This is a genomic window from Streptomyces sp. NPDC005435, from assembly GCF_040703155.1.
GTDB lineage: Bacteria > Actinomycetota > Actinomycetes > Streptomycetales > Streptomycetaceae > Streptomyces.
On sequence record NZ_JBEXEQ010000012.1, the window covers coordinates 116,508 to 137,752 of the forward strand.

General features: G+C 70.7%; 15 protein-coding genes and 1 pseudogene. 7 read left to right on the top strand and 9 right to left on the bottom strand.

Annotated features, from left to right (window positions below; genetic code table 11):
* Positions 1–69 precede the first annotated feature (69 nt).
* Both AB0898_RS17270 and AB0898_RS17275 read left to right on the top strand, forming a co-directional pair.
* The gene (locus tag AB0898_RS17270) at positions 70–3,090 is read left to right on the top strand and encodes a glycoside hydrolase family 3 N-terminal domain-containing protein (protein ID WP_366803775.1); all 3,021 of its coding nucleotides are present in this window, start codon (positions 70–72) and stop codon (positions 3,088–3,090) included.
* A 63-nt stretch (positions 3,091–3,153) separates the two neighbouring features.
* Positions 3,154–4,518 carry a hypothetical protein gene (locus AB0898_RS17275; RefSeq protein WP_366803776.1) on the top strand — a complete coding sequence of 455 codons (1,365 nt, stop codon included), beginning with the start codon at positions 3,154–3,156 and terminating at the stop codon, positions 4,516–4,518.
* Positions 4,519–5,033: 515 nt separating this feature from the next.
* Here the strand turns inward: AB0898_RS17275 and AB0898_RS17280 are convergent.
* Positions 5,034–5,639 carry a YceI family protein gene (locus tag AB0898_RS17280; RefSeq protein ID WP_366803777.1) on the bottom strand — a complete coding sequence of 202 codons (606 nt, stop codon included), beginning with the start codon at positions 5,637–5,639 and terminating at the stop codon, positions 5,034–5,036.
* A gap of 211 nt (positions 5,640–5,850) precedes the next feature.
* Here AB0898_RS17280 and AB0898_RS17285 point away from each other — a divergent pair.
* From AB0898_RS17285 to AB0898_RS17305, 5 genes and pseudogenes are all read left to right on the top strand, one after another.
* Positions 5,851–6,057, top strand: a pseudogene (locus tag AB0898_RS17285) (hypothetical protein); the annotation flags it as partial.
* Positions 6,058–6,331: 274 nt separating this feature from the next.
* Positions 6,332–7,609, top strand: coding sequence for an RNA-guided endonuclease TnpB family protein (locus tag AB0898_RS17290; protein ID WP_366803880.1), 1,278 nt, complete (start codon positions 6,332–6,334; stop codon positions 7,607–7,609).
* Positions 7,606–7,749 carry a hypothetical protein gene (locus AB0898_RS17295; protein ID WP_366803890.1) on the top strand — a complete coding sequence of 48 codons (144 nt, stop codon included), beginning with the start codon at positions 7,606–7,608 and terminating at the stop codon, positions 7,747–7,749. Before AB0898_RS17290 ends, AB0898_RS17295 begins: the two co-directional genes overlap by 4 nt.
* Positions 7,750–8,060: 311 nt before the next feature.
* Positions 8,061–9,644 carry an acyl-CoA carboxylase subunit beta gene (locus AB0898_RS17300; protein ID WP_366803778.1) on the top strand — a complete coding sequence of 528 codons (1,584 nt, stop codon included), beginning with the start codon at positions 8,061–8,063 and terminating at the stop codon, positions 9,642–9,644.
* A 23-nt stretch (positions 9,645–9,667) separates the two neighbouring features.
* On the top strand, positions 9,668–9,856 hold the full coding sequence (locus AB0898_RS17305; protein ID WP_361105882.1) for an acyl-CoA carboxylase subunit epsilon: 189 nt from the start codon (positions 9,668–9,670) through the stop codon (positions 9,854–9,856).
* A 173-nt stretch (positions 9,857–10,029) separates the two neighbouring features.
* Here AB0898_RS17305 and AB0898_RS17310 read toward each other — a convergent pair whose 3' ends face one another.
* From AB0898_RS17310 to AB0898_RS17345, 8 genes are all read right to left on the bottom strand, one after another.
* Complete coding sequence (locus tag AB0898_RS17310) at positions 10,030–10,611, bottom strand: ATP/GTP-binding protein (protein ID WP_199585384.1); 582 nt, start codon at positions 10,609–10,611, stop codon at positions 10,030–10,032.
* Entirely contained in the window at positions 10,592–11,155 is a 564-nt protein-coding gene (locus tag AB0898_RS17315; protein ID WP_366803781.1) for a DUF742 domain-containing protein, read from the bottom strand. The genes AB0898_RS17310 and AB0898_RS17315 overlap by 20 nt, the downstream gene beginning before the upstream one ends.
* Positions 11,156–11,249: 94 nt before the next feature.
* On the bottom strand, positions 11,250–11,663 hold the full coding sequence (locus AB0898_RS17320; RefSeq protein ID WP_005479603.1) for a roadblock/LC7 domain-containing protein: 414 nt from the start codon (positions 11,661–11,663) through the stop codon (positions 11,250–11,252).
* A 10-nt stretch (positions 11,664–11,673) separates the two neighbouring features.
* Positions 11,674–14,958 carry a nitrate- and nitrite sensing domain-containing protein gene (locus AB0898_RS17325; protein WP_366803782.1) on the bottom strand — a complete coding sequence of 1,095 codons (3,285 nt, stop codon included), beginning with the start codon at positions 14,956–14,958 and terminating at the stop codon, positions 11,674–11,676.
* A gap of 401 nt (positions 14,959–15,359) precedes the next feature.
* On the bottom strand, positions 15,360–15,935 hold the full coding sequence (locus AB0898_RS17330) for an ATP/GTP-binding protein (RefSeq protein ID WP_199585381.1): 576 nt from the start codon (positions 15,933–15,935) through the stop codon (positions 15,360–15,362).
* On the bottom strand, positions 15,916–16,314 hold the full coding sequence (locus AB0898_RS17335; RefSeq protein WP_161183362.1) for a DUF742 domain-containing protein: 399 nt from the start codon (positions 16,312–16,314) through the stop codon (positions 15,916–15,918). The genes AB0898_RS17330 and AB0898_RS17335 overlap by 20 nt, the downstream gene beginning before the upstream one ends.
* 111 nt (positions 16,315–16,425) lie before the next feature.
* Positions 16,426–16,839, bottom strand: coding sequence for a roadblock/LC7 domain-containing protein (locus AB0898_RS17340; protein ID WP_018544706.1), 414 nt, complete (start codon positions 16,837–16,839; stop codon positions 16,426–16,428).
* Between the two features lie 9 nt (positions 16,840–16,848).
* Complete coding sequence (locus tag AB0898_RS17345; protein WP_366803783.1) at positions 16,849–20,748, bottom strand: nitrate- and nitrite sensing domain-containing protein; 3,900 nt, start codon at positions 20,746–20,748, stop codon at positions 16,849–16,851.
* Positions 20,749–21,245 lie beyond the last annotated feature (497 nt).

Consider the following 21,245-nt stretch of genomic DNA (forward strand, 5'->3'; position numbering starts at 1 on the left):
TCACGCCGTGAGTTAAGTCATGAGTGAACCCGAGCCAGATGAGTGACCTCTGAGCCAAGGGAAGGGCCCATGCGAAGAACCGCCCTGCTCGTCTCCGCCGCCTTGCTGACCGCCACTCTCCCGCTGACCGCGGCCGCCACCGCCTCCGGCGCCGCCGACCCGCCGCCGGTCTCCGTCGACCGCTTCGAGGGCGAGGTCCCCTTCGCCGCCCAGCCTGCCGAGGGCCTCTTCACCTGGGGCGGCGACAGCGACGACCCGCCCGCCCTGGAACTGGCCGCGCGCGCCGACGCCCCCGAGGGCGCCAAGGTCCTCTCCGGCGGCTACGACATCAGCGGCTACGGCGGCTTCACCCACGACTACGCCGCCGCAGGCCCCGCCCACGACTGGTCCGCGCACCGGGGCATCCGCTTCTGGTGGGACGGCCAGGACAACGGCAGGAAGATCGCCTTCGAGATCAAGGACGGCGGCGCGAACGGCGAGGCGTCCGAGCTGTGGACGACCTCCTTCACCGACGACTTCACCGGCTGGAAGCAGATCGAGCTGCCCTTCGGCTCCTTCACCTACCGCACCGACTACCAGCCCGTCGGCGGCATCGACCACGTCCTCGGCCTCACCGAGATGTGGGGCTACGCCGTCACCCTGCCCACCGGGATCAAGGGCCGCTTCGCCATGGACGGCGTCGAACTCTACGGCGCCGCCGACCCCGCGCTGCACGCCTCCGTGACCACCGACGCGGCCGTCCACCCCGTCCGCGAGGGCGGCACCGCCGCCGTCCGCGTCACCGTCTCCACCACCGGCGAGAAGCCGCTCACCGACCCGGTGACCGTCGCCTACACCACCTCCGGCGGCACCGCCCGCCCCGGCAGCGACTACAAGCCGGTGGACGGCACCCTCACCTTCCCGGCCGGCACCCCCTCCGGCACCACGCGGACCGTCAAGGTGACCACCCTGAAGGACCGCACGGCCGAGCCCGCCGAGACGATCCCGCTCAGGCTCACGGTGACCGGCGCCAAGGCCCCCGCCGAGAACCCCGAGATCGTCATCGACGCCCACGGACTGCCGTACCTGGACGCCAAGTTGCCCGTCCGCAAGCGGGTGGCCGACCTCCTCGGGCGGATGTCGCTCGCGGAGAAGGCGGGCCAGATGACGCAGGCCGAGCGCGGCGCCGTCAGCGACCCGGCCGACATCGCGGCCTACGGCCTCGGCTCCCTGCTCTCCGGCGGCGGCTCCACGCCCACCCCCAACACCCCCGAGGCGTGGGCGAAGATGATCGACGGCTTCCAACTGCGCGCCCAGGCCGGCCGGTTCCAGATTCCCCTGATCTACGGCGTGGACGCGGTGCACGGCCACAACAACCTCGTCGGCGCCACGATCATGCCCCACAACATCGGCATCGGCGCCACCCGTGACCCCCAACTCGCCCAGCAGACCGGCGCGGTGACCGCCGCCGAGGTACGCGCCACCGGCATCCCCTGGGACTTCGCGCCCTGCCTGTGCGTGACCCGCGACGAACGCTGGGGGCGCGGTTACGAGTCCTTCGGCGAGGACCCGGCGCTGGTCGAGTCCCTGGAGACGGTGATCCAGGGTCTCCAGGGACGCGCCGACGGGCGTGACCTCGCCCGCCCCGACAAGGTCCTCGCCACCGCCAAGCACTTCGTCGGCGACGGCGGCACCGCCTACGGCTCCTCCACCACCGGCACCTACACCATCGACCAGGGCGTCACCAAGGTCACCCGGAAGCAGCTGGAGGCCGTCCACCTCGCGCCGTACCAGGACGCCGTGGACCGGGGCATCGGCACGGTCATGCCCTCGTACTCCTCGCTCGACGTCATCGGCGACGGACTCGGCCCGGTCAAGATGCACGCCCGCGCGGACATGATCAACGGCGTACTCAAGGGCCGCATGGGCTTCGACGGCTTCGTCATCAGCGACTGGAACGCCATCGACCAGCTCCCCGGCGACTACGCCGCGCACGTGCGCGCCTCGGTCAACGCGGGCGTCGACATGATGATGGTCCCCTACACCTACAAGGACTTCACCGCGGCCCTCACCACCGAGGTGAAGGCCGGACGCGTCACCGAGCGGCGGATCGACGACGCGGTCTCCCGCATCCTCACCCAGAAGTTCCGCCTCGGCCTCTTCGAGCACCCCTACGCGAACACCTCGGGCGCGTCCGCGATCGGCTCCCCGGCCCACCGCGCCGTCGCCCGCCAGGCCGCCGCCGAGTCCCAGGTGCTCCTGAAGAACAGCGGCGGACTGCTGCCGCTGAAGAAGAACCAGAAGGTGTACGTCGCCGGGTCCAACGCCGACGACATCGGCAACCAGACCGGCGGCTGGACCGTCACCTGGCAGGGCGCTTCGGGGAACACCGTCCCCGGCACCACCATCCTCCAGGGGATGCGGAGGGCCGGCGGCGACGTCACCTACTCCAAGGACGCCTCCGCGCCCACCAAGGGCTACGACGTGGGCGTGGTCGTCGTCGGGGAGACCCCCTACGCCGAAGGGGTGGGTGACGTCGGCAACGGACACACCCTCTCGCTGTCCGCCGCCGACCGAGCCGCCGTGGACAAGGTGTGCGCGGCCATGAAGTGCGCGGTGCTGATCGTCTCCGGACGCCCCCAGCTCGTCGGGGACCGGCTCGGCAAGATCGGCGCCCTGGTCGCCTCCTGGCTGCCCGGCACCGAGGGCGACGGCGTGGCCGACGTGCTCTACGGCAGGCGGGCCTTCACCGGGCAGCTCCCGGTCACCTGGCCGAGGTCCGAGGCGCAGCTGCCGATCAATGTCGGGGACGCGTCGTACGACCCGCAGTACCCCTACGGGTGGGGCCTGACCACCCGCACCACCGTGCCGAGGGGCGGCGCGGCGGAGCTGAAGGCGCTCGGCACCGCGGCGGAACGGGCCGGCCGGGCGCACGACGGCAAGCTCGGCCGGGCCCTGGTCACCAAGGCCCGGCTGATCGTCCAGGACAAGGCCGGACAGCGGATCACGGCGGCGCTGGCGAAGCCCTTCGCCGAGGCCGACCACGCGCTGCTGACCGGGAACTACGCGCTGGCGCTGCGCAAGCTGGCGGAGGCCTACCGGGCGGCCTGATTCACCCGAACCAGCGATCCGCACACCTGACCGAAAAGGGGAGGCTTCGGGTAGCGTCGAAGGATGAAGGCCGTCCTGCCGACCCGAAGCCTCCCCGCGCTGCTGCTCGCCGCGCTGGTGCTGGCGTTCACGACCGTGTTCGCGCCCGCCGCGAGCGCGGACACCAGCGTCTCCACCATCGGCCGGGCCCTGCGCGAGAACCCGGTCTACGTCGACCCGGCCGCCTCCGGGCAGCTCTCCCGCGCGGACGCCGACGCGCTGTCCCAGCGGATCAAGGACGCCGGGAAACCGGTGTTCGTCGTGGTCCTGCCGGACGGGTACCGGACCAAGGACCTGTTCTCCGACCTGCGCACCGCCACCGGCATCACCGGGCTGTACGGCATACGGCTGGGCGACCGCTTCGACGCCCAGGCCGACTCCGTGGTCATCTCGGACACGGCCCGCAAGAACCTGATCGCGAGCGTCCAGGGCGAGGACGCCAAGGCGCAGCTCACCGACTTCACCGACCGCGCCCTCGACACCGTCCAGGGACACGCCCCCTCCGGCTGGGACTCGGGCGGGGGAGTGTCCGGCACCGGGCTGATCGTGGCCGCCGGTGTCCTGGTGGTGGCCGGCGCGGGCGCCTACACGCTGGTCCGCCGCAGCCGGCGCCGCCGCGACGACGAGCAGCGCGCCGCCCTCGACCGGCTCCGCGTGGTGGTGGACGAGGACATCACCGCCTTCGGCGAGGAGCTGGACCGGCTCGACTTCCGGCCCGGCGAGCCCGGCGCCGACGACGCCATGCGCGCCGACTACGAGCGCGCCCTGAACGCCTACGACAACGCCAAGCAGCTCATGGAGCGGGCCCGCAGACCCGAGGACGTGCGCGCGGTCACCGAGACACTGGAGGACGGCCGCTTCTCGCTCGCCGTACTGGCCGCCCGCCGCGAGGGCCGCGCGCTGCCCGAGCGGCGCCCGCCCTGCTTCTTCGACCCGCGCCACGGCCCGTCGGTCACCGACGCCCTGTGGACGCCGGCCGGCGGCAGCCCGCGCGAGGTCCCGGTCTGCGCGGCCGACGCGACCCGGCTCGCCGACGGCCACGACCCGGCGGTGCGCGAGGTCGACACCGAGTACGGCCGCCGCCCCTACTGGGACGCGGGCCCGGCCTACGGCCCCTGGGCGGGCGGCTACTTCGGCGGCGGCCTGCTGCCCGGTCTGCTCGTCGGCACCATGCTCGGCGGCATGATGTCCACCCCCGCCTACGCGTCCGACTACGGCGGCGGGTTCGGCGACGGCTCCGCCGGCGGCTTCGGCGGCTTCGAGGGCGGCGACCTCTCCGGCAGCAACTTCGACCCCGGTGACTTCGGCGGCTTCGGCGGTGGTGGCGGCGGCGACTTCGGGGGCGGCGGGGACTTCGGCGGAGGCGGCGACTTCGGCGGAGGTTTCTGAGGGGGCCGGTGTCAGGGGCACTCGGGATCTGAGGGGACCTTGGGGGAGCCGGGATCTGGGGGGACCGGGGACCTGGGGGAGCCGGGACCTGAGGGGAGCCGGGGACTGAGGGCGCTGGTGTCCAGGGCGGCCGGGGCTTGGTGCGGCCCGGCGCTGAAGGGGGCGCTGATGTCCGGGGGCGCCTGGTGTTCGGGGCCTGCGGCCCGAGGCGGCCGGTGGCCGAGGCGTTCGGGGCCTAAGGGGGCTGGTGTCCGGAGCCCGAGGCGGCTGGCGGCCGAGGCGTTCGGGGCCTAAAGGGGGCTGGTGTCCGGGGTGCCCGGTGTCCGGAGCCCGAGGCGGCCGGCGGCCGAGACGCTCGGGGTCCTCAGGGCGACCGGGGCCTGACGTTCGGGGTCCTCAGGGCGGCCGGAGCCTGAAGGGAGCGTGGGTGCACCCCCGTCACGCGCGCGAGCGCCCCCTCCTCCGGCCAGGGGGAGTGGGGCGCTCGTCGGTACAGCGGCCAAGCCGCCGGAGGCTCACGCGTTCTTGATGGCCGACACGTCGAAGCTGAGCTTGATCTTGTCGGAGATCAGCACGCCACCCGTCTCCAGGGCCGCGTTCCAGGTCAGGCCCCACTCCGAGCGGAGCAGCTCGGCCTTGCCCTCGAAGCCCACGCGGTCGTTGCCGAACGGGTCCTTGGCGGAGCCGTTGAACTCCAGGTCGATGGTGATCGGCTTGGTGGTGCCGAGGATCGAGAGGTCACCGGTGATGCGGTAGTCGTCGCCGCCCAGGGACTCCGCCTTGGTGGAGCGGAAGGTCATCGTCGGGAACTCGTCCGTCTTGAAGAAGTCGGCGGACTTCAGGTGGGTGTCCCGGTCCGCGTTGCCGGTGTCGATGCTGTCCATCGTCACGTCGAGGCTCGCGGTGGAGTTCGCGGGGTTCTCGCCGTCCAGGTGCAGCGTGCCGGTGAACTCGGTGAAGCTGCCCTTGACGTTGGTGACCATCGCGTGGCGCGCCGTGAAGCCGATCGAGGTGTGCGCGGGGTCGATCGTGTAGTCACCGGTCAGGCCCGCCAGCGTGGCGCCGGCCGGGGCGGCGGTGGTCGTCTCGGGGGTGCTGTCCTTGCGGCTGAAGATGCCCATCGTGTGCTCCTCGGGAGTTTGTTTAAGGTTCAACGAACCCTGCTGTTACGACCGTAACGCCATTCTGTTTGATTTTCAACATCATCCGGTGCGTGTTTTCACGCCAACACACAGTCACCCCGTACGCCCTCTGGCGGACGCGCGTAGAACTCGGGCACCATCTGCGGAGCACCGCCTGCACAGCCGCCCCACAGGAAGCACGGCCCACCGCAGGATCACCTGGTCCTCCTCTGGCAACCGCTCGGACCGCAACGACTCCACGTGCACGTCGTTCGACCGACTCTCTCTGCCGACCGCCCAGGGTGCCCAGGCCCTCAAGCGCGCCAGCGCCTGCGCGCTCAACATCACCGGCGGCACCGAGACCGGCCATGCCTCCGGGACCTACTCGCGCGGGAACGGCTACCGGGTCGGAGCGGGCGGTTCTGCTTCTGGGTGTGCTGCTTGACGATGCTGAGGGGTGCGCCGTGGGCGGACCCGCGCTTGTTCTCGCCGTTGACCTCGGCCGGTTTCGGCCTCGAAGTCCTCGCGTACGGCCCGCATGAGCTCTTCGCACCGCGTCAGGTGCCGGTCGGTGAAGACGGAGTGCTGGTACTTCGTCACGAAAGCAAGTGGACGCGTGTACGGAATGATGGTGACGGACCGTACGAATGTTCCCGTCGATACCTGTCATTCCGCTGCGTACGGTGATCGGTGTGCAGCTTCGGTACAGCTTTCGCTTGTGCCTGGGCGCCGGTCAGCGTGCGGCGTTGGCGAAGGCGTTCGGGTGTGTGCGGGTGGTCTTCAACGACGCGTTGCGCGTCCGCGAGGAGGCCCGCGCGGCGGGGCTGCCGTTCGTCACATCGGCGGAGCTGTCCAAGCGCCTCACGGCGACGAAGAACACCCCGGAGCGGGCGTGGCTCGGCGAGGTCTCTTCGGTGGTCCTCCAACAATCCCTGCGCGATCTGGACACCGCGTACCGGAACTTCTTCGACAGTCTGAAGGGCAGGCGCCCACGCATAAGCGCACCCCGCTTCAAGTCGAAACGGGACACCCGGCAGTCGATCCGCTTCACCGCCAATGCCCGCTGGTCGATCACGCCGGGCGGGAAGCTGCGCCTGCCGAAGATCGGCGACCTCACGGTGAAGTGGTCCCGCATGCTGCCTTCCACCCCGTCCTCGGTGACGGTGGTCAGGGACAGCGCCGACCGGTACTTCGCGTCCTTCGTCGTCGACACCGGCCCCGAGGAAGCCCTGCCGAAAACGACGCCTGCGGTGGGCGTCGACCTCGGCCTGACGCACTTCGCCGTGCTCTCCGACGGCCGGAAGATCGACAGTCCGCGCTTCCTGCGCCGGGCGGAGAAGCGGTTGAAGAAGGCGCAGCGGGCTCTCTCCCGTAAGCAGAAGGGCAGCAGGAACAGGGACAAGGCCAGGGTGAAGGTCGCCCGCGCGCATGCGCGGGTGGCCGACGTGCGCCGTGAGTTCCACCACCGGCTCTCCACCCAGTTGATCCGCGAGAACCAAGCGATCGCGGTGGAGGACCTGGCGGTGAAAGGACTCGCGCGCACGCGCCTGGCCAAGTCCGTGCATGACGCCGGATGGTCGGCGTTCGTGAACATGCTGGCCTACAAGGCGGCCCGGTACGGACGCGTCTTGATCCGGATCGGCCGGTTCGAGCCCACTTCCCAGGTGTGCTCGCAGTGCGGCGTCAAGGACGGCCCCAAGCCCCTCCACATCCGTGTGTGGACCTGCGGAGCGTGCGGTGCGGTCCTGGACCGGGACATCAATGCGGCGATCAATGTCGCCAAGGCCGCCGGACTGGCGGTGTCAGCCTGTCGAGCGCAGGTAAGACCGGGACTCCTCCCGGCACAGCGCAGCGAAGCAGGAACCCACCCGAAGCAACCCGCACAGCTTGTGTGGGAGCAGGCGGGAATCCCCGGCCTTCAGGCCGGAGAGGATGTCAAAAGCTGGACTACGGCAAGAACACCTGCGTGACGTCGTACATCAAGAACACCTTCAGCTACATCGGGCTGCGCGGCGACGGCGCGCCGCAGTACCAGTCCGGCTCCGGCAACATCTACGCCGACGAGGGCAACCACTGGGACGTCCTCTACTACAACTGCGGCGGCTGCTGAGCGGGCCGCGCGGAAGGGGGCTGTACCGGGGCGAAACGTTCCCGGGCGGCCCCCGTCGCCGTTCGGGGTACGGTAGGCGGGGTCGGCCGTCCGGAGGTCCCGTTTCACTCCCCGGCTGGCGTGTCGCGGCGCCGGACGCGCGCCCCGCTCCGGCGGTGGCCTTTGTCGCACCCCTACAACGCCGACGCCCTCCGGGCAGTAAGAACAGCTGCATGTCGGCGTGGTTCTGTTCGGTGGTACCAGGAAAACGCTTCGGAGACTGTACGGAGTGGACGGCTGGCTTTCCTTGATGTCCTTCGTAAGGTCGCTACATGACCGTTTTGGAAGAGACGACGGGTGAGCCGACGGACGCGCGTGGTCGGGTCGCCGAGCTGCACGAGATCCGTGCGCGGGCCCTGGCGGGCCCCAGCGAGAAGGCGACCGAGGCGCAGCACGCCAAGGGCAAGCTGACGGCGCGGGAGCGCATCGAGCTGCTCCTGGACCCGGGTTCCTTCCAGGAGGTCGAGCAGCTGCGCCGGCACCGCGCGACCGGCTTCGGCCTGGAGGCCAAGAAGCCGTACAGCGACGGTGTCATCACCGGCTGGGGCACGGTCGAGGGCCGCACGGTCTTCGTCTACGCGCACGACTTCCGGATCTTCGGCGGCGCGCTGGGCGAGGCCCACGCCACCAAGATTCACAAGATCATGGACATGGCCATCGCGGCCGGTGCCCCGCTGGTCTCCCTGAACGACGGCGCCGGTGCCCGTATCCAGGAGGGCGTCTCCGCGCTCGCCGGCTACGGCGGCATCTTCCAGCGCAACACCAGGGCGTCCGGCGTCATCCCGCAGATCTCCGTGATGCTCGGCCCGTGCGCGGGCGGCGCGGCCTACAGCCCCGCCCTCACCGACTTCGTCTTCATGGTCCGCGAGACCTCGCAGATGTTCATCACCGGCCCGGACGTCGTCAAGGCGGTCACCGGCGAGGAGATCTCCCAGAACGGCCTGGGCGGCGCCGACGTGCACGCCGAGACCTCCGGCGTCTGCCACTTCGCGTACGACGACGAGGAGACCTGCATCGCGGAGGTGCGCTACCTCCTGTCGCTGCTCCCGCAGAACAACCGCGAGAACCCGCCCCGCGTGGAGTCCTCCGACCCCGCCGACCGGCGCGGTGACGTCCTGCTCGACCTGGTCCCCGCCGACGGGAACCGGCCCTACGACATGACCAAGGTCATCGAGGAGCTGGTGGACGACGGCGAGTACCTGGAGGTCCACGAGCGCTGGGCGCGGAACATCATCTGCGCGATGGCCCGCCTGGACGGCCAGGTCGTCGGCATCATCGCCAACCAGCCGCAGGTGCTGGCCGGCGTGCTGGACATCGAGGCGAGCGAAAAAGCTGCGCGCTTTGTCCAGATGTGTGACGCTTTCAATATCCCGATCATCACGCTGCTGGACGTGCCGGGCTTCCTGCCCGGTGTCGACCAGGAGCACGGCGGAATCATCCGGCACGGCGCGAAGCTCCTCTACGCCTACTGCAACGCGACCGTGCCGCGGATTTCGCTCATCCTGCGCAAGGCGTACGGCGGTGCCTACATCGTCATGGACAGCCAGTCCATCGGTGCGGACCTCACCTACGCGTGGCCCACGAACGAGATCGCCGTGATGGGCGCCGAGGGCGCCGCCAACGTCATCTTCCGCCGCCAGATCGCCGAGGCCGAGGACCCCGAGGCGATGCGCCAGAAGATGGTCAAGGAGTACAAGGCCGAGCTCATGCACCCGTACTACGCGGCGGAGCGCGGCCTGGTGGACGACGTGATCGACCCCGCCGAGACCCGCGAGGTACTGGTCAAGTCGCTGGCGATGCTCCAGTCGAAGCACGCCGACCTGCCCTCCCGCAAGCACGGCAACCCGCCGCAGTGATCGAGCCCTCGGAGACCAGAACCATGAGCACTCCCGACATCCGCGTCGAGAAGGGCCACGCCGAGCCCGAGGAAGTCGCCGCCATCACGGCCGTCCTCCTCGCCCGCGCCGCGGCCCGCCACACCACCCGTCCCTCCGCCGGCCGCCCCCGCGCCGCCTGGCGCCGCCTGGAGCGCGAACCGGGCTTCCGAGCCCCGCACAGCTGGCACTGAGCCCCGGGCACGACGACAGGGCCCCGCTTCCCCCTTCCGGGGGAGGCGGGGCCTTCGTCGTACCCGGCCGGGTACGGGATACGGCATGCCCGCCCGGGCAGGGGTACGGGTACGGCGAAGGCCCCGTACCGCTCGGTGGCGGTACGGGGCCTTCGGACGTGGATCGGGGCCTGCTACCGCAGGCGGGCCATCAGCGCGTGTTCCACCAGGGTGATCAGCGCGCTCTTGGCGTCCGCGCGGTGGCGGGCGTCCGTGGTGATGATGGGGGTGTCGGGGCCGATCTGGAGGGCCTCGCGGACCTCGTCCGGGTTGTACGGCTGGCTGCCGTCGAAGCCGTTGAGGGCGATGACGAACGGCAGGCCCGAGTTCTCGAAGTAGTCGACCGCGGGGAAGCAGTCGGCGAGACGACGGGTGTCGACCAGGACGATGGCGCCGATGGCACCGCGGACGAGGTCGTCCCACATGAACCAGAAGCGGTCCTGACCGGGCGTACCGAAGAGGTACAGGATCAGGTCCTGGTCCAGGGTGATACGGCCGAAGTCCATGGCCACCGTGGTGGTCTTCTTGTCCCCGGTGTGGGTGAGGTCGTCGATGCCGGCCGAAGCGGACGTCATGACGGCCTCGGTGCGCAGCGGGTTGATCTCCGAGACGGCGCCGACGAACGTGGTTTTGCCCACACCGAAGCCGCCCGCCACCACGATCTTCGCGGACGTGGTGGAGCGGGAAGGCCCTCCGCTAGAGCTTGCGAAGTCCACTGAGCACCCTTTCGAGCAAAGTCACGGCTGGCTGGCCACCGGCGTTCTCGTCGCCGCCGGGCTGATGGATGGCGACCAGGCCCGCCTCCGCCAAGTCGGCGACGAGAATCCTGGCCACGCCGAGGGGGATCGTCAGCAGGGCCGAGATCTCGGCCACCGACTTGATCTCCCGGCACAGGTTGCAGATCCGCTGATGCTCGGGCAGCTGACCCTGCATCTGGTGCGGAGCGGCGGTGGTGTGCACCAGTGCCTCGATGGCGAGCTGGTAGCGCGGGCGCGTCCGGCCGCCGGTCATGGCGTACGGACGCACCAAGGGGTTGTTGGACGCGGCCGGGGCCGACGCCGGCTCGGAGCGGCGCGGCGGGACCGGCTGGATACGCGGGGCCTGGGGCTGCTCGTAGGGAGACGGACCGGGCCCCTGTGGTGCGTAGGGCTGCCGGTGGCCGGGGGAGGGAGCGTACGGGTTCGCGGGACCGCCGTCCTGTCCCTGTGCGGGACCGTACGACCAGCCACCCGTATGCGAACCGCCTGGGGGTGTTGCCACTTTCTCTCCTCCTCCGACTGTGCCGGGCACCCATGTGCGGGGCCGCGTCCCGAAACCTTACGGCCCCGGGACGCGAACGCGCACCGTCCACTTGCTAGTTGAGAAGGCTGCCCTGGAGTTCCGCACGCAGATCCGGGGTGAGGACCGTGCCCGCGCGGTCCACCAGAAGGGCCATCTCGTACCCGATGAGGCCGATGTCCGCTTCCGGGTGGGCCAGTACGGCGAGCGAGGAACCGTCGGATACGGACATGATGAAGAGGAATCCTCGCTCCATCTCCACAACGGTCTGGTTCACACTGCCTCCCTCGAAGATCCGGGAGGCGCCTGCCGTCAGAGACGTCAGGCCGGAGGCGACGGCCGCGAGCTGGTCGGCGCGGTCGCGCGGGAAGCCTTCGGACATCGCCAGAAGGAGTCCGTCGGCGGAGACCACCACCGTGTGGGACACCCCCGGGGTGTTGTCCACGAAGTTGGTGATCAACCAGTTCAGGTTCTGTGCCGCCTGGCTCATCGGGCTCACACTAACGCTCCTGGTTGTAGGTGCTGTCAGGACCACCGTGCTGATTGTTGGTGGCCTGGCCGTTCGTTTCACTGCCTGCGTTGCGTCCGCGTTCGACGCCTCGACGCAGGTTGCTCAGCCTGCCCCGGACGTCTTCCGGGGCGCGGGAGACCTGTGGGCCCCCCTGAGGGGTGCTCTCGGCGGTGCCCTCGACCAGGTTGGCCTTGGGTACCCGCCGCGGCAGACCGGAGGAGGTGACTCCGCCCGCCTTGGGTTTGCGCAGCTGCGACGCCTGCTGCCAGCGGTCGTCGTTCGCCGAACGCCAGCCGCTGTCACCGTTGTTCGCGGCGAGCGGGCCCGCCGTGGAGGCCGGCGCCGCCTGCTGCCCGTGGGCCGTGCCGTTCACGCCGTTCGCACCGCTCGTGACGCCACCGCGGCGGGGAAGCCCGGCGTTCGTCATGTCGTGGGCGGCGGAGGAGGAGGCCGGTCCGGGACGCTCGAAGCCTACGCGGTTCCGCTCACTCACGTCACCGGCCTGCGAAGACTCCGTTTCCGCAGCGTACTGGGCCGGATAGTCGTTCTGGAAACCGTTCTGCCCGGACCACTCGTCCTGGCGGTTGCCGCCGTCGTACGGACCGAACGCGTCGGGCGAGGGGGCGTGCGCCGGCGCATGCCCGTTCTGGGCCTGCTCCTGGTACGCGTCGGGGTAACCGCCGCCCGCGGCGAAGCCGTCGTTCTGCGGCAGCCCGGCGTCCTGCGCGTAGTACTGCTGCTCGTCGTACGGCGCCTGCGGCAGCTCCTGGTACGGCTGCTGCGCCTCGGGGGCGGCGGCCTGCGGGTGCTGCTGCACCGGGAAGCCGGAGGTGTCCTCGAAGCCCTGCTGCGGCTGCTCGAAGGCGTCGGGGAACGCGGGCTGCTGCCCGGTGTCCTCCTGCGGGTGGCCCCGGTCCTCCAGCGCGGCCCGGCGCTCCTCGCGCATCAGCGAGCGGCCGACGGGGTCCAGACCCCGGATGTCGTCCGGGACCTCGTAGCGGCTGTCGTCGAAGCCCAGTTCGGCGGCGGTGCGCAACGGCTGCTGCTGAGGCTGCTGCTGTTGCTGCTGCTGACCGAAGTTCTCGCCCCGGAACTGCTGCTCCGGGATGATCTGCGAGACCGTGAACTCCTCGCGCTCCAGCGGGACTTCGCCGCCACCGCCGTGCGTGATGGCGTCCGGGAGCATGACCAGCGAGGTGGTGCCGGCCTGCTCGCCCGAGGGGCGCAGCTGGACGCGGATGCCGTGCCGGTCGGACAGCCGGCCGACCACGAAGAGGCCCATGCGCTGGGAGATCGCGGCGTCCACGGTCGGCGGGTTGGCCAGCTTGTGGTTGATGTCCGCGAAGTCCTCGGCCGTCAGGCCGATGCCCTTGTCGTGGATCTCGATCATCACACGGCCGTCCGGGAGACGGGTCGCGGTGACCTTGACCTTGGTCTGCGGGGAGGAGAACGTCGTCGCGTTCTCCAGGAGCTCGGCCAGCAGGTGCACGAGGTCGGTGACCGCGCGGCCGTGGATCTCGGCCTCCGGGACGCCCGACAGCTCGATGCGCTCGTACTGCTCCACCTCGGAGGAGGCGGCGCGCAGGACGTCGACCAGCGGGACCGGCTGGTCCCAGCGGCGGCCGGGCTCCTCGCCGGCGAGGACCAGGAGGTTCTCGCCGTTGCGGCGCATACGGGTCGCCAGGTGGTCCAGCTTGAAGAGGTTCTCCAGCTGGTCCGGGTCGGCCTCGTTGTTCTCCAGGTCGGTGATCAGGGTCAGCTGGCCCTCGATCAGCGACTGGTTGCGGCGCGAGAGGTTGGTGAAGATCGCGTTGATGTTGCCCCGCAGCAGGGCCTGCTCGGAGGCGAGCCGGACCGCTTCGCGGTGGACCTGGTCGAAGGCGCGGGCGACTTCGCCGATCTCGTCCTTGGTGTGGATCGGGATCGGGGCGACCCGGGTGTCGACCCGGCCGGGGTCGGTGCGGGAGAGCTGGTCGACCAGCATCGGCAGGCGCTGCTCGGCGATACCGAAGGCCGCGTTGCGCAGCTGGCGCATCGAGCGGCTCATCTGGCGGGCCACCGTACCGGCGAGGACGAAGGCGAGGAGCAGCGCGATCATGACGGCCGCACCGGTGATGATGGCGGAGATCTTGGCGTCGTCGGCGATGCCCGACGCCTCGTTCACGGCCTTGTTGGTGAGGTCCGACTCGATGGAGCGGTACGCCTTGAACTTCAGGGTGTTCACCGCCCACCAGTTGGCGGGGGTGATGCCCTGCTGGGCCAGCTGCTGCCGCTCGACCGGGTCGGTGGTCTTGAGCTGACCGAGCGCCGTGACCATGTTCTGCGGGTCGGCCGGGGGCGCCTTGTACGAGGGGTCCTGGGCCTTGGCCTCGGCCACCAGCTTGGCGCCCTGCGTCTGGATGTCCCGCTTCTCCTGGTCCAGCCGGTCGGAGTCCTCCTGGGTACCGCCGCCGAGGTACTCCTCGACCGCGATGCCCTCCAGATAGGCGTAGGAGAGGAGCGCGACGCGCTGGCTGGCCAGGTTGGGGGCGTCCGGGCCGGGCTTGACCAGCATGTGCATGCCGATGGAGCGCTCAAGCGAGAGCGCCGCCTTGGTCAGCGAGATGGCGTAGACCGTACGGCCGTAGGAGGTGATGTTTCCGGTGCCCAGGCCCAGCTCGTTGGCGAACTCCATGAGCGGGTGGGCGACCTTGATGTAGCCCTCTTCGGTCTGCACGCCGGTGAACGCGGACGTGTAGGCGCCCTTGCGCAGGTTCTGGAGGACGGGCTCCTGTTCCTTGAACAGCTTCAGCCGGCGCTTCAGGCCCGGCTTGTCCGGCATGTTCTCGGCGGCCTTGTCGAAGGCGTCGGCGGCCTCGTCGGTGGCCTTGCGCGCCGCCTCGACCGTCGCCTTGTCCTGGGCGGTCTCGGCCTTGCCCTTCAGCAGGGGGGCGGCGCTGATGTCACGTTCGTTGTACAGGGCGTCCGCGTACGACAGCGACGCCCGCACCAGGATGGCGGTGTTCTTCGCGTCCTGCGCGTCCTGCCAGGTGTCGATCGAGTTCTTCACCTGGAAGCCGCCCATGACCAGACCGACTATCACGGGTATGAGCAGGATCGCGTTCAGCCTGGTGGGCACCCGCCAGTTGCGCGGCGAGAACCGGCCCCCGGAAGCCGCGGGTGCCGCGGCCTCGGGCTCCGGACCCGGTGCAACCGGCGCGGGCGCCGCAGCGCGCGGCGGCGGGGTGAAGTTGCCCCGCGCCGACGGCTCGGGACCGTTCTTGCTTCGCCTCACTCGACCAACAACCTCTCGGCGGTCGGCACCGTCTCGTGCCGCAGTCTCTCAGAGCCCGGTTCGTCTTCGCAGAGCCCGGTTCGTCTTCGACCACTCAGTACGTCTTTGACCCCTGGGCAGTTCAGGCATTCCAGCACGTGGACCAGCGCAGTTCCAAACAGGGGCAGCGCAGTTGTAAGGCCCAGATAAAACGGGTCAATACCGAGCGAGCCCCGGCAAAAGGCCGGGGGTTCGTGCGCGCAGCGGTACCGGTCGAACGCGCCCCGTGGCGATCGCCGGATATTCCTCTGCCGAACTGTTATGAACACCGGAGCCGGCCGTGTCCAAGGCCACAGCCGGCTCCGGTCCGTTCAGGACAACTGCCGTACGGCAGATCCCACTTGAGTACTGCGATGGTCCTGCTACCGCAGGCGGGCCATCAGCGCGTGCTCCACCAGCGTGATCAGCGCGCTCTTGGCGTCCGACCGGTGCCGGGCGTCCGTGGTGATGATGGGGGTGTCGGGGCCGATCTGCAGGGCCTCGCGCACCTCCTCCGGGTTGTACGGCTGCTGCCCGTCGAAGCCGTTGAGCGCGACGACGAACGGCAGACCCGAGTTCTCGAAGTAGTCCACCGCCGGGAAGCAGTCCGCCAGCCGCCGCGTGTCCACCAGGACCACCGCGCCGATGGCACCGCGCACCAGGTCGTCCCACATGAACCAGAAGCGGTCCTGACCGGGCGTACCGAAGAGGTACAGGATCAGGTCCTGGTCCAGGGTGATACGGCCGAAGTCCATGGCCACCGTGGTGGTGGTCTTGTCGCCGGTGTGGGTGAGGTCGTCGATGCCCGCGGACGCGGACGTCATCACGGCCTCGGTACGCAGCGGGTTGATCTCCGAGACGGCGCCCACGAACGTGGTCTTGCCCACGCCGAAGCCACCCGCCACCACGATCTTCGCGGAGGTCGTGGCCCGCCCTCCGTCAGAGCTTGCGAAGTCCACTGAGCACCCTTTCGAGCAGCGTCACATCGGGAGCGCCGCCGTTGTTCTCGTCGCCACCCGGCTGGTGGATGGCGACCAGGCCGGCCTCGGCGAGGTCGGCGACCAGAATCCGGGCCACACCGAGCGGCATGGCCAGTAGCGCGGACACCTCCGCGACCGACTTCACCTCGACGCACAGTTGGCAGATGCGCTGGTGCTCCGGGAGCAGTCCCATGAGCGCTGCCGGGTCGGCCGTCGTGCTGATCAGCGCCTCGATGGCGAGCTGATAGCGCGGCCGCGTCCGGCCGCCGGTCATCGCGTACGGACGGACCAGCGGCTGGTCCCCCTCATCGCCGTACGACTCCGCGTACGGATCATGAGAGGCGTTGGGCGGGGTCATGAATCCTCCGGGCGGGACAGCAAGTCGGTCAGTCGTGCCGTCTGACGGGGCCGGTGGGGGGATTGTGGCGGCCGGACGGTTGTTTTGTGAGGTGGGTGGTGCCGGGGCGGGTCAGTGGAGCAGACTGCCTTGTAGTTCGGCGCGCAGATCCGGGGTGAGTACCGCACCCGCGCGGTCGACGAGCAGCGCCATCTCGTAGCCGACGAGACCGATGTCGCACTCGGGGTGGGCCAGAACCGCGAGGGACGACCCGTCCGAGACGGACATGAGGAAGAGGAAGCCGCGTTCCATCTCGACGACGGTCTGCGACACGCTGCCCCCCTCGAAGATCCGGGATGCCCCGGCCGTGAGAGAGGTCAGCCCGGAGGCGACCGCGGCCAGCTGGTCGGCGCGGTCACGGGGGAAACCTTCGGACATCGCCAGCAGAAGGCCGTCGGCGGAGACCACCACCGTGTGCGACACCCCTGGGGTGTTGTCCACGAAGTTGGTGATCAACCAGTTCAGGTTCTGTGCCGCCTGGCTCATCGGACTCAACTAACGCTCCTGCTGGTGAGTGGGGCTGGGAAAGCTGCCGGTCTGGCCGTTGCCGGCCTGGCGGCCCTGCGCGATGCCCCGGCGGAGATTGGTCAGCCGGCCGCGCACCTCGTCGGGAGAGCGCGAAACCTGCGGACCGGTCGGGGTCTGCTGCTGTTGCTGTGCGGTGCCCGGGACGAGGTTCGCCTTGGGCACCCGGCGCGGCAGACCGGAGGTGGTGATGCCGCCCGCCGCGGGCTGCCGTACGCGCTCGGCCTGCCGGACGATCTCGTCGTTCGGCGAGGTGCGCCAGGAGCCCGTGGTGGACGCGGGGGAAGCGGGAGAGGCGGAACGCTGCGGGGCCGGAGCCTGTGCGGGCGTCTGCCGGGCCGCCGGAGCGGCCGGGGCGGCCGGAGCCGGGGCCTGCTCGGCCTCCTGCTGGCCGCCGCCGTGGAACCAGTTGGTCTCCAGCGTGTCGTACAGCGGGGTACGGCCGTCGCCGGGACCGCCGGCCGGGGGCAGCGCCGCCCAGCCCTCGTTCGGCGCCTGCCGCTGCGCGGGGGCGCGCTCGGGCTCGGGAGCCGCCTGGCGCTGCGGGAACTGCGGGCGCTGCGCGCCGAAGTCCGCCGGACCGCCCTGCTGCGGACGCTCGAACTGGCCGGTGTGCGGGCCGCTCGCGCCGTGGCTGCCGGGCAGCGCGTGCTGACCGGTGTCGCCCGCCGCGTACCCGTTGTCGTAGGCCTGCGGCGCCGCGAACTGGCCGGTGCTCTGCGGGTCCTGGCCGCCGAAGCCGTTGTTCTGGGCGTACGGGTCGTGGCCGCCGCCCTGCTGGGCGAACCGGCCGCCCTGCTGGGCACCGGGACGCTGGAACTGGCCCGTGTTCTGCTGCTCGTTCGTCCCGGGCCGCGCGAACTGACCGGTGTTCTGCTGGTCGTTCATGCCGGGCCGCTGGAACTGGCCGGTGTTCTGCTGCTCGCCTGCTCCGGGCCGCGCGAACTGGCCCGTGTTGTGCTGCGGGTTGCCCGCGCCGGGCCGGGCGAACTGGCCGGTGTGGTGGCCCTCGTTGTTGCCGTAGAGGTCCTGGCGCGGGAACTCGCCCGTGCCGGACGGGTCGTGGGCGTCGATGCGGGGCATCTCCGCGGTCGCGCCCGCGCCCTGGCGGTCGTCGACACGCGGCATCCGCGCGGTGTGCGGGGCCTGCTCGTCGTGGCCGCGCGGGGCGTCCATCGAGGCGCGGTTCTGCGGGGCGTCGCCCCACTCCGGGCCGCGCTGCTGCGGGTTGCCGCCGGGCAGCTCGGCACGCGGGCCGCCGCGCGGCGGCAGCTGGGCCTGACGGCCCTGGTCGGCACCGCCCCGCGGGGCGGCCGGACCGCGGCCGCCGAAGGCGTCCTGCTGCGGACCGCCGGGGTGCGCGGCCTGGAGACCCTGCGGACCGCCGGGAGCCTGGCCGTTCTGGCCGCCGGCCGCGGCGCCCGCGGCCTGCCGGCCCTGGAACGCGGCACCGGCACCCTGCGCACGGCCGCCGCCGGGACGGCCGCCCTGTCCGGCACCGGGCAGCGCGGCGCGCGGGCCCTGGCCGGAACCGACCTGACCGCGCGGCGCGGAGCCGCCGAGGAGTCCGCCACCGGCGGGAGCGCCGCCGAGGGCACCGCCCTGGCCGCCGCCGCCCTTGTTCCGGCGGGCCGCCGCGGCACCCGCGGCCGCCTGCGCGGCGGCGGGACCGCCACCGGCGCCGGGACCGCCGGCCTTGCCCGGAGCGGGCTTCTTGCCGCCCTGGGCGACATCGACGGGCAGCATGACGAGCGCGGTCGTACCACCGGAGTCGGACGGACGCAGCTGGATACGGATGCCGTGTCGCTGGGACAGACGGCCGACCACGAACAGACCCATGCGGCGGGACACCGAGACGTCCACCGTGGGCGGCGCCGCGAGGCGCTCGTTGATCGCGGCCAGGTCCTCGGGGGAGAGGCCGATACCGGTGTCGTGGATCTCGATCAGCACGCGGCCGTCGGGCAGCGCGTGACCGGTCACCTTGACCTTGGTCTGCGGGGAGGAGAACGACGTGGCGTTCTCCAGCAGCTCGGCGAGGAGGTGCACGAGGTCGTTGACGACGCGGCCCGCGACCTGGGTGCTGGGCACCGAGGCCAGCTCGATGCGCTCGTACTGCTCCACCTCGGAGGCGGCGGCGCGGAGGACGTCGACCAGCGGAACCGGGCGGGTCCAGCGTCGGCCCGGCTCTTCACCGGCGAGGACGAGGAGGTTCTCACCGTTACGGCGCATACGCGTCGCGAGGTGGTCGAGCTTGAAGAGGGAGGACAGCTGGTCCGGGTCGGCCTCGCGGGACTCCAGTTCGGAGATGAGCGAGAGCTGACGCTGGATCAGACCCTGGGAACGGCGCGAGAGGTTGGTGAACATCGCGTTGACGTTGCCCCGCAGCAGGGCCTGCTCGGCGGCCAGTCGGACCGCCTCGCGGTGCACGTCGTCGAAGGCCGCGGCCACCTGGCCGATCTCGTCGCTGGAGTGCACACCGACGGACTCGACGGAGGTGTCGACGTCCTGCGGGTCGGACTCGGACAGCTGCTTGACCAGCTCGGGCAGGCGGTCCTGGGCGACGCGGGTGGCGGTCTCCTGCAGGCGGCGCAGCGAGCGGATCATGGAGCGGGCCACGACGAAGGCGCCGACGAGCGAGACGCCGAGCACGAGCAGGATCAGCGCACCGGAGAGGATCGCCTCCTGCTCCGAGGTCGACTTCAGCTCACGGGCCTTCTGCTCCATGTCACCGAGCAGCTCGTGCTCGATGTTCTTCATCTGCTGGAGCTTGTTGGTGCTGTCGTCCAGCCAGTCGCGGTAGGAGCGCGGCGGCAGGTCCGCGAAGCCGTTCGGGGCCAGGGCCTGCTTGGCGTAGTGGTCCGCCGCCTGGATCTGCGGGGTGTCCTTCTGGATCGGCGCGAGCATCGCCTCGGCGCCGGCGCCGTCGACCTTGCGGAAGATCTTGAGCTCGGAGCGCTCGCTGTCGAAGGCCGACTCACCGTAGAGGCGGTCGTTCGTGGAGAGGTCGCCCTTGCTGCTGGTGTTGGCGGGCAGCGCGGCGGCGATGATGGCCCGCTGCACCGAGGCGTACTCCTTGGCGCTGGAGAACGCCGACAGCGCGCGGGTGCGCTGGATCATCTCGGGGTTGCTGGTCGCCTCGGCCATGTCCTGGGAGAGGTCGATCAGCTGGGTGATCAGCCGGTGGTACGACTCGATGGTCTGGCTGGAGTTGCCCTGGGTGGCGTACGCGTCGCTGCGGACCTTGCTGAGGGTGTTCAGCTGGCCCACGAGGCTGACGACGGTGTCGCGGACACCCTTGAGGTTGCCGTCCTTGCTGGCCGCGTCGATCTGCTCGGCCGCGTCCTCGAAGTTGAGCTTCGCGCGGTCGGACTTGTCGCGGTAGCCCTTGAGGGTGAAGTCCGAGGCCTTGACGCCGTGCGACATCGGACCGGCGGACTGGTCACGCTCGTCCTGGAGCGCCGCGGCGAGCTCGGTGGCGCGCTGGGTCATCTCCGTCAGCAGCTTCATGTTGTCGAGCTGCTTGATGTCGTCCATCGAGTCGCCGATGCGCAGGCCACCGAGGGTGGTGGCCGCGACGACCGGCAGGGCGAGCAGTGACACCAGACGGGTGGAGATGCGCCAGTTGCGCATCGCCAGCCGTGAACCGGGGCCCTCGACGTCCTTGGCCGCCTTCACGGCCGGCGTCGGGGTCACGGAACCCGGCGTGCCCGACGGTGCGGACGCGCCCGGGCCCCCGGAGCGCTCACCGTTCTCGCCGGACGGGGCCGGAGTCGGGTTCTGGGCGTGCTGGGGCGAGGCACCGCGGCCGGTCCCGCCGTGCGGCTCCGGCTCGGCCGAAGCGCTGCCATCCCTCTTGAAACGTCCCTGCACTAGCGTCGCAACCTCTGGACCAGGCGCCCCTCCGCGCGAACGGCGGGACACGGTGTCGGCGTCTCGGAGAGCGCCCTGAATACGCCCCCCGTGTCGGTCTTGAAGTGACCGGCGCTGGATTACCCCCTTGTTCTCACCGCCGCGCGGCGCGGTTTCGCGCCCCCCGCGCCGGCTCGATCCTGCGGCGGTCCGTGGCATTCCAGCACAGTGCAGGATCTCCAACAAGGCACGTACCCCGAGCTGTGACCTACGTGACAGGGGGTGATGCGTGAGACACGAAGCGTGCAAGTCGATCTCCCGCAAAGCGGGCGCATCCCGGCGAACCACCGGGGGCCGGAGGGTGTCCCAGTCGCCATGATCAGGAGCGGAATGGTGGCTTCAGGTCGTCAATGTCCGTTTCGGCATGACGAATTGACGGTCCAGATTGACCGTTTTGCTCGCGAGTGAGTGAGCAAACTCACACGTGATTCATGCGTGGATCACCTCGGTGGCGGCGA

What these genes read in the sequence shown, in the direction of transcription:
- AB0898_RS17270 (WP_366803775.1), top strand. Translation starts at nt 70, where the DNA reads ATGCGAAGAACCGCCCTGCTCGTCTCCGCCGCCTTGCTGACCGCCACT.
- AB0898_RS17275 (WP_366803776.1), top strand. Translation starts at nt 3,154, where the DNA reads ATGAAGGCCGTCCTGCCGACCCGAAGCCTCCCCGCGCTGCTGCTCGCC.
- AB0898_RS17280 (WP_366803777.1), bottom strand. Translation starts at nt 5,639, where the DNA reads ATGGGCATCTTCAGCCGCAAGGACAGCACCCCCGAGACGACCACCGCC.
- AB0898_RS17300 (WP_366803778.1), top strand. Translation starts at nt 8,061, where the DNA reads ATGACCGTTTTGGAAGAGACGACGGGTGAGCCGACGGACGCGCGTGGT.
- AB0898_RS17305 (WP_361105882.1), top strand. Translation starts at nt 9,668, where the DNA reads ATGAGCACTCCCGACATCCGCGTCGAGAAGGGCCACGCCGAGCCCGAG.
- AB0898_RS17320 (WP_005479603.1), bottom strand. Translation starts at nt 11,663, where the DNA reads ATGAGCCAGGCGGCACAGAACCTGAACTGGTTGATCACCAACTTCGTG.
- AB0898_RS17335 (WP_161183362.1), bottom strand. Translation starts at nt 16,314, where the DNA reads ATGACCCCGCCCAACGCCTCTCATGATCCGTACGCGGAGTCGTACGGC.
- AB0898_RS17340 (WP_018544706.1), bottom strand. Translation starts at nt 16,839, where the DNA reads ATGAGCCAGGCGGCACAGAACCTGAACTGGTTGATCACCAACTTCGTG.